The organism is Sedimentibacter sp. MB35-C1, from assembly GCF_030913635.1.
Taxonomy (GTDB): Bacteria; Bacillota; Clostridia; order Tissierellales; family Sedimentibacteraceae; genus Sedimentibacter.
Map to the genome: position 1 here is coordinate 3580218 of NZ_CP133188.1, position 13088 is coordinate 3593305.

Below are 13088 nucleotides of genomic sequence, written 5' to 3' on the forward strand. Positions count from 1 at the left end.
CGCTGAAAATGTCCTAGATATCAGGGGCAAGATAAATTGGTTCATCACGTAATTGCTTTGGCATAATTATTTCTCCTTATTTGATCTACTTATTATAAACATAATGAGAAACTATTCAAATACATCCTCCCAATCATAATCTTCTGTTGATAGTCCTTTTAAATTAAGTAGACAGCTAGTTTGTTTTGTATGATTCCAATGATTTATTCCCGTATTTACTGTCATAAAAACGTCTTTCTTCGCTCTCGTAACTGCGACATACAAAACACTTATTTCTTCTTTAAATGCTTTTTCCATTGTTTCTTCGTACAAAAATTCACAATAATCAAATCCACTGTTGCAACTATAAACATTTCGGCATGGTCTACATACATAAGAACTAGGAAATGCAAAACCATTTAATTTTGGAATAATAACATATTCCCATTCAAGCCCTTTTGCTGAATGTATTGATGTCAATACTACAGATTCATCTATAAACTCCATCATATGCTTTAATCCGTTATTGCCAAGTGTGAAATCGATATTGTCGTATTTATCTTTTGAAGTTCCTTCCCAGTTTCTAGATTCATTGAAAAGCACCTCTAATAATTTGTACATTGCGTCAAAAATAAATTTCTTATCGTTTTGCTGGTATATCTCATGCTCTCTACTTTTTACAGCATCAAGACATTTTTGCAAATCTCTTTGAACGGCTCTTCCTGATGTTGTATTATGGAATTCTTCAATTGCTATACTATAAAATTTTAAATATTCAGGATCTGTCTCTCTAAACAATGCATTAAAATACTTAATTCCTTTTTGATCTAGTTTTGTAACAATTGAATTTCCTTGCCAACCAGCGCGAACCAATACTGCCACTTTATCATCTAAATTAGAAATCATCCTGTTAATTCCTTCAACAATGAATTCATCTTCCTCTTCGTCACTATCTAAATTTTTCAAAAGAACCGACGCTTTTAATTTAGATGGACCATAATTTTCAGAATAATCTCTAATAAGACTGTCCAGATTTTTCATTCTTTCATTATTTCTAAATCTGTAATTACTATGAAATTCTATCTCTACGGCAGGATAGGACTTTATAAACATACTGAAAATTCCATTAATAGCTCCTAAAAAACCATATATTTTTTGAACATCATCTCCTAAAAAAACAACAATATTATCACCAATCAATTTCTTAATAAGTAAATATCCAAGAAGGTTTGTGTCTTGGAACTCATCGACAATAATCATCTGATAATATTCTTTATAGAAGGACGAAACTTGCCGCTTACAAAGTAGTTTTATAGCCGATACCAAAATTCCATTATATGTTATAACATGGTTTGTGATTAATTTTTTGTTTAGTATATCCCAATAATCATCTAAAGCATTCATTAGATTATCTTTATTAGACTTTTTAACAGCATCATCTAAAGCCTTTAATTTATCACTGTCAGAACCAATAATAAAAGCATCGAGCACGTGGCTACTATCATCTACGACTTTAAATTCAAACAAATTCGAGAACTCTGGATTAAGAGAATATCCATGCTTAAAAAGTAATCTCATAGCAAAGTTATGATAATTAGCAATATCTACTTTAGATATGTATTTTTCTGTATTCTCAACAAAATCAGGCAATAATGTCTTAAGTGAATCTTTTATTTTCATTGCTGCATTAACGCTAAAGGTCATAGCGAGTACTTTCTTATTAGCGGGTATATGTCCAGTACTTAATTCTCTTGCAATTTTACTTACCATAGCTGTTGTTTTACCACATCCAGCTGGAGCTGTTACAATTATCTTTTTATCATCTGAAAAGATAAATTCTAGTTGGTCTTCATCACCAGAATGTTTTTCTCTTATTATCTCTTCTAATGTCATTTTTTTACCTCTCTTGCAAGTTTCTTAATGATTCTTTCAAAGGCTGGTGGAATAACTGTAACATATTCCGCAAGTAATGCAGATTTAGATGCATTTTTAGTATCTCTCAATACATTTAATTCATTAGCTTTTTTATCCGACATTATTTGTTTTTGTAATGTCTTGTCTATAACTATGCTGTTAGGATCTGCTCGGTATGCTGAAACATTCAGTGACAATCCATATGGTCTTAAAATACCCACAAAAGCACCTATTTTTCCGACACAATTATTGTATTTCATATAATCAAGAAGGGTAAAATTATCATAGATATCTTCTTCAAAATCTTTTCCTTTTGTAAATGAAACGTCAGGTATATGATCATATTTCGCCTTTTTATCCCGATCGATCATTGCAATGGATTTTATATGAAATTCTTGATAAAGTTTCATACAGTTTTCAACACTATCCGCTCCATCCAGCTTTACAACACCTATGCCTAATTCATCAAAATCAAGATTCATCCTTCTTGCAAAAACTGGCATAGCACCATTTTCAGTATCCCCTTCTACAAAAAGAATGCATTTACTAAACATAGCTTCTTTTAAATACAAAAAGCTACGGAGTAAGTGCTTATACAACGTATCATCCAGTGTCATTCCACTTCCAGATACTATTTCTATATTACTTGTTGCTGCATTTGAAGGTCTGTAAATTCTAATAAATTGCTTATAATCATTCAACAAAATATTTGGTGAATGCGTTGCAATAAATATCTGTCCAATAAGACCATCAATATCAAATAGGGACTTTAATAATTCAATAAAAACTAAATTCTCATTCTTCATAAGAGCTTCGATTTTCTTAATCAAGCTTCTCTGTCTGTATGGATGCTGATGTACTTCTGGCTCATCTAACACTAAAAATAATGGAAACAGTTTCTTTCCGTTTTTATTGATTAAACGTTCTTCGAAATCTTCTAGTTTTCTTGTCGTCCTTGTATTGTATATAATTTCAATAATCTGTAACAGAATATTAAAAGCATATTGGATTCCTTCGCCGAGCGATCCCAGTTCTCGCCCATTTTCATCTCCCAATCCAAGCATTCTACATACTATTTTATCAGTTTCTGTATAAAGATAAGCGCTTACTGTATCTCCTGTGATTGAATTTAAACTATTAATCTGCTTATTAATTTCTTTTACAATACTTTTTAATTTTGTTGTCTTAAGGATATCCTTTTCTTTTATTCCAAATAATTCCAAGCTGTGCTGAATAAGATAATTCAATACCTTTCCTGATCCACTGGTTTTTCTAAAATCAACTTCCTTAGACGGCATACGCTGTGCGTAATAATAAAGAATATTCATTTTTTTAATTACGGCAGCACTAATCTTCGTCTTATTTGGTGTGTCGTGAAAATAATTAATTCTTTCATCTACAGAATCTTGTAATGCAATTAGAGTAATTGAGTTACTGTTATCAACGTCAAAGTTATCTTCGAAGAAACCAACTTCATCAGCTGAATAATTTACTGTCATTTTTATCTGGATTGGTTGCAAAACATCCGTGAAATCTGATTCTCCAAACTTTCCAATTCCTAAAAATATACTCATAAGCTCCAACACATTCGTTTTTCCAATATTATTTTCTCCTATAAGAAAATTCATTGTTTCATTAAACTTGATTATTTTTCCCGATAGATTTCTGTAATTTAAAATTTCCTTTATCTCGCTTACATACATTATTATGCCTCACTTTTATACTATCTTTATTTAATCTTTATAATCAACTTCTCATTATTGCTATTATACAAAATTTAAGTTTTGCATAAATATTTAATCATTCGTAACAATTTTAATAAAAGGAGTTCCATCAATATGCAATCTAATAAAACTTGTACTTTTATCTCTTATTGCCAGACCGATTTAAATTCTTCCGCAGGAACCAGGGCTAGAAAAATAGTATCCATAAGACAATTTTGGAAATACCTAAATTCAAAAGCTCATTTACTAGATGGCAATATAGCAGAAGAACTTGAAACCCCTAAACTTCCTAAACGAATTCCAAAATATCTAACACTAGAAGAATCTGTTCGTTTACTTATAGAATGTAAATCTATTCCTCGTGACAATTGTATTATTACTATTTTTCTAAATTGTGCTCTTCGTTTATCCGAACTTGCTAATCTAAATATTAACCAAGTTAATGCAAATATTCTTTCAGTAATTGGTAAAGGCAATAAAAAACGTAAAATATTTTTGACACCTGCAGAACAAAAGTCTTTAGCTACTTGGCTTTAAATTCGAAACAACATGGATGTGCCAACTAATGCGCTTTTCATATCCAGAAATAAAAAACGCCTAACTACACGATACATTCAAAATACCATAAAAAAACATGTTATCAAAGTTGGATTAAATTCTGAAAATATTTCTACCCATAAATTACGACATACATCTGCAACTTTAATGTACAAATATAGACATGTCGATATCCGTTCTCTACAACAAATTCTTGGTCATGAAAGTATTGCCACAACAGAAATATATGTTGATGATTCATTATTGCAATCTGCTGTGAATTCCAATCCACTTGCTTTAATGTTTAATTAGCCTTATGACAAGCGCAAAGCTTGCCATATTCTAAACATAATGGGAAATCAGAAATCTTTATTTACTAATCTTTAGCCTATCAAAGCTTCCACGTATAGTTTTTTTCCATTTCTCTGTGTGTCTTATTTTCTCAACAACAACGTTATCATGTATCAGATCTTGTTTCGTTTTTTGGCTCAAAACTTCCCAGTTTTCTTTAGGAATAATATAAGTTGCATTTCCATAAACTGCAGACTCCAAAACACAATAATTTTTAAAAACATATGCATAGTATCCGCTAAAACCATTTAATCCTTCTACTACTTGTTCTGCCTTATATTTATCAATGAATTCTAATCTTGCTACATCAAAAGTATCAGCACTTTGATTTTGCTTCTTTAGCATATGAGTTAAGTGTATGCTTGGCTTTTCTCCTGGCGGGAGTATTTCCCAATTGCAACGGCGTCTATTTCTATTTTCATTAATTTTAATTTCATTACTGAAAATATAGCATAGTCCAAAAATTTCGAGAAATATATTTACAGTCTCTTTTAAATAATTCTCACGTATTACAGGAGTCAAATTTGCAATTATGTATTTGTTTTCGCTTGAATCTTCAAATAATTCAACTTCAATTCCTGTAGGAGAGACTTCGATTCGCGGATAACACGGTTTATATATGTCGACCGCAATTGATGAAGCATTTTCATTGCCAAAAGGTTGTATCCAATTGGTAGAAATATAACGTTTTTTCTTTGGTTGTGATTTATCCGCGTAATAATAACCATTTGCATTTCGCTTACAGCTAACACCGTATTTAATAGAAGGCAATATGTTATCACCAACATTAACAAGACCTATTTTTTTTGCCTCGTCACCTGTTACAGGTATTCCAATCTGAATTTTTTTTGGATTATATCCTGTTGGCAACTGCAATTTAATAATTTTACTTTTCTTTATACATATCTGTGACATTTTCTTATCCTCCTCAAATACATTAAAACTAATAAATCGTATATGACTTTATAATTCAGCTTGTCTCCATGATTCGCTACAGCAGTTTCCAGCGAAAATCTATACCCCATATTTTCTCCTCTACGTATTATATAAACACCACGTAACTCATTTGATCGTTTGAATTGCTGATTGCCTAGTTAACTCAGGACATACTTGACCTTCCCATTATTTCTATAATCAATTAATATGAATATTACATAATTGGAAGTTAATATTTGTACGAATTAATATTTGTTTTCCTGCTAATTCATGGTTTCATTGCCTAACTTATATGAACATTTGATACATGGTTGTCCATTATACATAGTAAACTCCTCATATAGTCAAGCTTTTTTCCTTGAAAAATCAAGGTTTTTTGTTTCTTTATCTCAGATAAATGGCCATAGTCATGGATATTTCTTGTATCGAGTACTAAAATAGTGGTATTAGGGTACACGAAGTAAAACGTCTTTGTTTTTCGCTTTACATGGCCTTGTGTATACCCATCCCTCTATGGCAGCTAACCTCCTGTATCCACCAGGATCTCCATCCGTTTCCGCATGCGTCCTAACTACCTTCGTCCTGCCTATCCATAACCAGGGTGTCAGCTTAGCTCCTTAACAGGGTCTATGCCCTATGGAAAATATTCCTGCCGACTACTGGCTCATTCTTTGTTTTGATTACTGATTTTGCTCCTACAACAGCGTTGTTTCCAACGGACGTTTTCCTGTTGCTTTCTGTTTATTGTATAGCCACATTTGTGGCAGTTTCCAGCTTAACCTCTTGTTTACTATTTATCGTGGCTGGATTTAATTGTCAAGGGCTTGCCGCTTTAGCGGTACTAACGTACCCTTGATAATTAAATTCAACCGCGATATCTTTCAACAGAGGTTTAAGCTTATTGCTTTACTTTTTATGCTGCCTGTGCTGATATCGGTGGTCTCTTGATGTCTCCAAGCATTTTTACAGGATCATAGCTGACTCCTGTTGTTAGAATCTTGTAAATCACCCTAAGCAACTTACAGGCAACTGCAATCAGCGACTGCATCTTCTTCAATGGATTATTCTGTCTGGTCGTATAATAATGGTGCAGTTCCCTGAACTCTTTATTTTTTCCAACTAATGACATTGCAACCTCAAACAGCAGATATCTCAGTCTCTTGCGACCACGTCTGCTTATCGTTGTCTCGCCCTTATGTTTTCCAGAACTGTTCTCCACCAGTGCATATCCTGCTAGCTTCTGTATCTGTTTTGGGTTATCAAAACGTCTTATGTCACCCACTTCAGCTATAAATCCAGATACGGTCTTACTTCCAATACCTTTAATTTCCAGCAACTTATCTGTGTATGAAATTCCACTCATCAAGTCTTCTATTAGAGCCATTAGTTCATTGACTCTTTTACTATAAACCTCATAATCACTGAGCAGATTTTTTATTTCCATACGTGCTGCTGTCAAACCTTCCTGACTGCCAATGCTATGCTCTGCAGCTGCTACCAAGGTCTTTGCCCTCTTTCGTCCAGCGCCTCTCAGCTTTGCGTCCCGCCAGATTTTGTTCACTCCTTCCACACCTAACGCTGCAATGTCTGCTGGCAATGGTGCCTGTGCTAAAATCATCAATCCGCTTTTTGCATCTTTCTTCCCATAAACGTCTTTATACTCTGGAAAGTAAATGCTGAACCATCTTGCAATCCTATTAAGAACTCTTGTAAGTTCCTCCTGCGCCTGAAATCTCAGGTTTGAAGCCGTCCTAAGCTCTGCATAGACACCTTCCGGAAGGTAAGGGTAAGAGAATCGCCCCTCATTGATTAGTCCTGCGATTACTTTCGGATCCTTGCGATCAGTCTTTGTTGGATTGTTATCATCTAGTTCTTTGGATTTCTTTACGTGATGAGGATTGACAAGCACCGGTCTCATGCCGTTGTCCTGTAGGAACTTTCCTAGTGCAAACCAGTAGTGTCCTGTTGGCTCCATCCCTGGAAGTACAGCCTGTTTCTCATGCTTTTCTCCCAGTTCATGCATCCATGCCAAAAAACTGTTAAATCCAGCTTCTGTATTACTGAATGAGAAGGCCTTCTTTGAGTACTCATAACCTCTCCAGTCAAAAGCTCTGGCATAGTGTAGTTCACTTCCGACATCAATACCAACCACTAAAGTTTTTTCTGTAATAGTTCCTAATTTTGCGTTCTGTGTGTTATAATTCATTTCTAGATACCTCTCTGTTTAATAAGATTTTTTACTAACCGGCAAAGTCAGTAATCTTATTGTACACTGAGGTATTTTTTTCTCAACCTTCTTTCTTGGAATTCCTTATATTTGAATTATACAGGAAGCTCCTTATAATATTTACAGCTACGCACTGTTCTTTCATAATAATATTATCTTGAGTTGGACAAGTGTCTTTATCAATAGCTAATATCCGAATATTAATGTTAACATCATCAGGAATCTTCTTTTCTGCTTCTCTCTTTGCTGCCTCTTGCTGCAATCGCTTATTCTCCGAATCTCTTTTAGCCACAATAATTTGCTGCTGGGAAGTTTTACCCTGCATATCAAATCTAAATGCCATAAATTCTAATCTCCTTCACTTTTTATTCTATTTAAAATTCCATCTGTTATTCAATAACCTATTATTTGATGAATTGCACATAATGCTTTCTTAAATCAATTCCATTAAGTATATCTACACGAATTATTCTATTAATAATTAGGTGCTTGCAATTGTAGCTTTAAAAGAAAGTTTGACTATATAAAATCAAAAAACGTTGAAATTTCGTTAAATACTTTTTACGTTTTCAAACAAAGTTTGACTATATAGTTTTATTTCATTCTGTATTAATTCATATAAATAATCGATTATAGCTTTGGCTAAATGAGACATCAACTGAGACAGCATAAGTGTTTATCCCAGATTTATCTATTTTAAGTTCTTGTTCTTCTTTACATCGTTTATCTCTATCAACTTCAAGGCACTGTTCATAATTAAAAAACAATGAATAACATATTCCTCCACTATTTTTTGAACTTCTATATGCTATTCCATCAATGGAAATACCATTATAGCAATATATATACCGAAAATACTCTGCAATGATTTGAGCGGGTATGTACTCTATGCTTACCATATTCTCAATTGGTTGAGTAAGATTTTCGTTTAACTTTATAAAAAAATCTAAGGCTTGTCTGTATTTTCGTTTTTCTTTATCAAATAGACTTGGGAATTCTATATCTTCTACTTTAGTGAGATCAACTAGTATTAAATTTCTTAAATTTACAAACGGTGCAACTGTTGCATACTTGTATTGAGAATTATATATCTCAGCAATTGCTGTTTTCACATCATTCGCACCATAAAAGATTGAAATTCCTTCTGCACTCATTCTGTTTGATTTTGCACAATGACTAGGAGGAGAACAGAGGTTTTTAGCTTCGTCTAACACCATTGAACTGCTATGCATGCGTCCTCTAAAAAATGTTGTATTTTCTGGAATACTAGTAATCAAATTCAACTCAGTAACTTTTTTGCCAATGTAATCAAGAACATTGAAATTTGCTTCTTCTCTATATTCATCTTTTTTAGGCATTCTGAAAAACACATATCTTGTTTTAGTTTTTACCATTTCGCAAAAATCATCCCATAGTAATGCTTTATCTATGCTTTCCCTTAACTGATAAGGATCTCTTTCACACCACGTATCATCATCAATAGTTTCATAAATATCTTTTATCAAATCATCTTCTAACGGCAATTCACATCCTAATTTATCATAGATTAAGTTGTATGTATCCCATGTCTTTGCTCCAACATATTCACCATGATCCCAACTCATTGTATCTACAGCTCTATCATACTCATATTCAATTCCGGATATTATTTCACTAATAAGGTCTTCTACTGATATGCAGATTTCATCACTACCACAATAGTCACATTTGTCACACTTTCCATTGTCAATAACAAATTGCTTAAGGTACCTTTCTCCCACGCAATTTGAGCAAACCTTTTTATTAATACTTTTATACTCACTTTTTTTGTATTCTAGCATTTTATTTTTAAGCATAACTCACAAAATTTCCTCCTAAAATTTATGTAGTTCGTTATAATTTCCATTCAATTAGTTTTTTCAAATATTAATTTAGTTAGAATTCAATTTTATTTGTTTTTATATTGTTTATCGCTTGACAAATAATATTTTTTTCTTGAATGACATGTTATTATTATTGACCGTCATACTGCAAACAGTCATATAAATAGTACGTTGATATAGATCTTGAATTGTCTCCTATCTCCTGAAATCTATTCAAAAAATTTTGCGAAATCTACTACAAGATTATCAAGTCCATTAATATAAAAATGAGAAACATATTTTTGATCAAATGGATATCTTGAAAAATCCATATTGTCCTTTTTTCTATTTCCATCATCACTTGAAATATTATCAAATAATTCATCAAGATATATATTAAAATTTTCTGCCATATTTTTAAACTTTTGTTTTTTTTCCTTTTCAGATTCGAATTCATTCACTCTAGCATTTACTACTTCAAATATTTGTTGTATATCATGTTGCCCTTCTATTCTAACATTCTTCTTTAATAATATATTTAATGTTACCCATAATTTTATAAATAATTTCTTATATCTGCTTTTATCTCACATGGAATAATTATCTTACAAGCTAGAGCATCTAGCTTAAAGTGCTACAAATTACAGTAAAACTTAATTTAATTTTAGTTACATTAGATATAATTGGGTTGTCTCATGTTATAAATTGAATTTTACCTTGACACTTATAACATAACTAATTAAGGCAAAATTCATCTGGGTCAGATATTTCTATAGTTTTTGTCATTCTTGTAGAATTTATATAGAATTCATCAGGATCACTATTTTCAACTACAAACGTTAATTTTGTTTTTTCACTAAAAACAAATTCATCTGGATCAGATATTTCTATTGTTCTAGTTTCCCTTGTTAAATCAAAGCAAAATTCATCAGGATCACTATTTTCAATTGCATTAGTTTTATGAGTAGCGCCCTCATTTCTTGACGTAATTGTTGAATTTAATTTCAAATCACAAACTTCAGCGTATTTGCTTAATATGTGTTTTCTAAGCATATTATTCCTCCTCAATTATTTTAACTTCATTTGATTTTAGTGTTTCATCATAAAAATATTTTATAGTCAAATTTTTGTATCTTTCTTCAAATTCTTTTGCAATATCAGTTTCACATTTGTCATTACTTGAAATAACAACAAGTCTTCTTACTTCATTTTTTTGTATCTTAAGCTTTAATTCACTTATTTTGATAGCAGAAATACTATAGGGGTTATTTATATCATCAGTAAAGACATTGATTACCTGTTGAGATATAACTTCATTATTATTTAAACTCATATAATCTACATTTGATACATTCAACACCAATAGGCACGATAGTAATAAGCTTGCAACTATCCAATTTTGCAAATTCTTAACATAGCTAACAAACAAATCAGCTTTGCGTTTTAAATATTGCCAGTCATAATGGTATTGTTTATTTAATTCAATTTTATGATTAGCACTTTTTCTTAGTTCCGAAAAACTACTTTTATCAATAGACTGTATTTTAACGACTTGTAAAATATATAATATTGCATTTGTAATGCTATATATAATTAAACAAACTATTATTTTGCCACATATATTCAATGCAAAAAAATATTTCAAATCTACGAATGCCAATAATATCGGTACTACTGTTAATATTATTGTAGCGTATAGATTTACTTTTTCATTACTCTTTTCAATCCTACTCTCTTCATTATTTATTCGATAACATAAAGATTCTTTTTCATATTCTATGTCTAATTCTGATACTTCTGTAATCAAATGTTGCTCATATCTATTTACAATATCATTAATATAATCAGATGAGGGATTAAATAATTCCATTTTATCTAATGATTTTTTAGTTACCAATTTAAACTTTTTCAATTTAAAACTATACGTTAAAATAAATATAGAAATATTACCTAGCATCAAATTGATCAAACTTATCCTAGGTTCTTTAATATCATCTTTAAATTTATTTCTATATTCTACTGTTCCATAATTTGAATCATCAGTAAAAGAAAACAAAACACCTAAATATGACCATATATATAAAATACAAGCTACAATTTTTTGCAATGCAAATTTTACAACCTTCATAAGCAACCCCTTATTCAATCAAATATTGTACTATTTCATTGGAAATATTTAAATTTAATTCTTTTTCCAACCATTGCCACTGACCATTTGGGTTAACTTCAAGAAATACCCATTCATTTTTATCATTAACAATATAATCAAACGCTCCAAACTTTAAATTAAAATCTTCCATCATCTTTATGCTTTTTTTAAGCACATAATCCGGAACGTCAATAACTGAATAATAGTTACTATCATATCCTTTTCGCCAATCTAAAATATTTTCAGACTCTATTTTGATTGGAAATACTGTTTCATTTACTATTGTTATTCTAACTTCATATAGTTTTACAATGTACTCCTGTAAATATATTGGAGTTAACAATATTTCTTCTTGAAATCCATTAAAATAACTAGTTTGATAGATTTCGCACTCAGTTTTCCTATAGATTTTTCCAGTTGTAATTGGCTTTATTATTGTTTTATATTTTTCAAATAATTTCATGCTTTCTGAATTATTTCCAATAAATGAATTAGGAATATTTATGTCATTGCTTAATGCATACATAAGTTGATATATCTTGTTTTCACATTTGCGTAGAATTGATGGTTTTGTTAGTACTTTGCCATTAAACGAATCAACTAACCCATTAATCAAAGCTAGAATATCATTATTTATCATATTTCTATATTCTGGTTCAAACTTGCTCAAATCAGGGAACCTTGGTTTTCTATAATAAATACTAAATACATCTTGCTTATATAAAATAGTATTCCATTCATCATTTTGAATACTCCATGTAAAATCGCTTCCAACTGAAATTAAGTATTTATCTAAACAATCTACATTTACTCTATAGAAATTCACAATACCACTATACTTTCCAATAATATAATCTACTGTAAAGTCAATTGAACTAGTAATTATCAATACATTTTTTATAGTGCTCGTCTCCTTAAAAAAACAATAAATTAACTCTTATATAATTCATTAAAATTACTCTCTACAAAACAAACAATAACTTCATTACTTTTTTCATAAGTTCATTATGTATTTTTACAAACAATAATACATTTTACAATATCGGTCCTTCTACGCAAATGGCCTTAAAATTTGTATTTGGTTCAAGTAAAGCTAATGCTTTTTTCGCCGCCCATACTAAATGAAAAATATCACCTGCATTAGATTCTCTTGCTCCATCTAATGGCTTAGACATTATAATCACCTACTTTGTGCTCTAATTCAGCCTACAATCTTAGTATCACATCATGTATTTTTGATTGTACTTTAATTATAAAATATATTTATACTATGTACATTCACATAAAGTTCTTTACATAAAATAGAACTTTTTTTACAGATCACAATCTCCAATAGTTTTAACTAAATGCTTTGCTTTTGTAATGGCAATTTGGAATATAGTTTGAAACTATTCCAGTATATCTTTGAAAATTTACAAATTATACTATAT

At 30.8% G+C, this 13088-nt stretch carries 11 protein-coding genes and 1 pseudogene; 1 reads left to right on the forward strand and 11 read right to left on the reverse strand.

The window, feature by feature from the left end; all coding sequences use genetic code 11:
* Window positions 1–111: 111 nt before the first annotated feature.
* Both RBQ61_RS17405 and RBQ61_RS17410 read right to left on the reverse strand, forming a co-directional pair.
* Window positions 112–1872 (reverse strand): UvrD-helicase domain-containing protein, encoded by a 1761-nt coding sequence (locus RBQ61_RS17405; RefSeq protein WP_308138474.1) that lies wholly within the window; start codon window positions 1870–1872, stop codon window positions 112–114.
* A complete protein-coding gene (locus tag RBQ61_RS17410) occupies window positions 1869–3596 on the reverse strand; it encodes an ATP-dependent endonuclease (RefSeq protein WP_308138475.1) in 1728 nt (575 codons plus the stop codon). The genes RBQ61_RS17405 and RBQ61_RS17410 overlap by 4 nt, the downstream gene beginning before the upstream one ends.
* Window positions 3597–3731: 135 nt before the next feature.
* Between RBQ61_RS17410 and RBQ61_RS17415 the strand changes: the two are divergent.
* A pseudogene (locus tag RBQ61_RS17415) lies at window positions 3732–4466 on the forward strand (tyrosine-type recombinase/integrase).
* Window positions 4467–4523: 57 nt separating this feature from the next.
* Here RBQ61_RS17415 and RBQ61_RS17420 read toward each other — a convergent pair.
* The 9 genes from RBQ61_RS17420 to RBQ61_RS17460 all read right to left on the reverse strand — a co-directional run bounded on the left by RBQ61_RS17420 (window position 4524) and on the right by RBQ61_RS17460 (window position 12833).
* Window positions 4524–5420 (reverse strand): hypothetical protein, encoded by an 897-nt coding sequence (locus RBQ61_RS17420; RefSeq protein WP_308138476.1) that lies wholly within the window; start codon window positions 5418–5420, stop codon window positions 4524–4526.
* A gap of 934 nt (window positions 5421–6354) precedes the next feature.
* Window positions 6355–7647 carry an IS110 family transposase gene (locus RBQ61_RS17425; RefSeq protein ID WP_308137223.1) on the reverse strand — a complete coding sequence of 431 codons (1293 nt, stop codon included), beginning with the start codon at window positions 7645–7647 and terminating at the stop codon, window positions 6355–6357.
* 82 nt (window positions 7648–7729) lie between these two features.
* Window positions 7730–8011 (reverse strand): hypothetical protein, encoded by a 282-nt coding sequence (locus RBQ61_RS17430; RefSeq protein WP_308138477.1) that lies wholly within the window; start codon window positions 8009–8011, stop codon window positions 7730–7732.
* A 271-nt stretch (window positions 8012–8282) separates the two neighbouring features.
* The gene (locus RBQ61_RS17435; protein ID WP_308138478.1) at window positions 8283–9503 is read right to left on the reverse strand and encodes a HEPN-associated N-terminal domain-containing protein; all 1221 of its coding nucleotides are present in this window, start codon (window positions 9501–9503) and stop codon (window positions 8283–8285) included.
* A gap of 236 nt (window positions 9504–9739) precedes the next feature.
* On the reverse strand, window positions 9740–9970 hold the full coding sequence (locus RBQ61_RS17440) for a hypothetical protein (protein WP_308138479.1): 231 nt from the start codon (window positions 9968–9970) through the stop codon (window positions 9740–9742).
* 274 nt (window positions 9971–10244) lie between these two features.
* The gene (locus RBQ61_RS17445) at window positions 10245–10562 is read right to left on the reverse strand and encodes a hypothetical protein (protein ID WP_308138480.1); all 318 of its coding nucleotides are present in this window, start codon (window positions 10560–10562) and stop codon (window positions 10245–10247) included.
* A gap of 1 nt (window position 10563) precedes the next feature.
* The gene (locus RBQ61_RS17450) at window positions 10564–11637 is read right to left on the reverse strand and encodes a hypothetical protein (RefSeq protein ID WP_308138481.1); all 1074 of its coding nucleotides are present in this window, start codon (window positions 11635–11637) and stop codon (window positions 10564–10566) included.
* Window positions 11638–11647: 10 nt separating this feature from the next.
* The gene (locus RBQ61_RS17455; RefSeq protein ID WP_308138482.1) at window positions 11648–12547 is read right to left on the reverse strand and encodes a hypothetical protein; all 900 of its coding nucleotides are present in this window, start codon (window positions 12545–12547) and stop codon (window positions 11648–11650) included.
* A 145-nt stretch (window positions 12548–12692) separates the two neighbouring features.
* A complete protein-coding gene (locus RBQ61_RS17460) occupies window positions 12693–12833 on the reverse strand; it encodes a hypothetical protein (protein ID WP_308138483.1) in 141 nt (46 codons plus the stop codon).
* Between the last annotated feature and the right edge of the window lie 255 nt (window positions 12834–13088).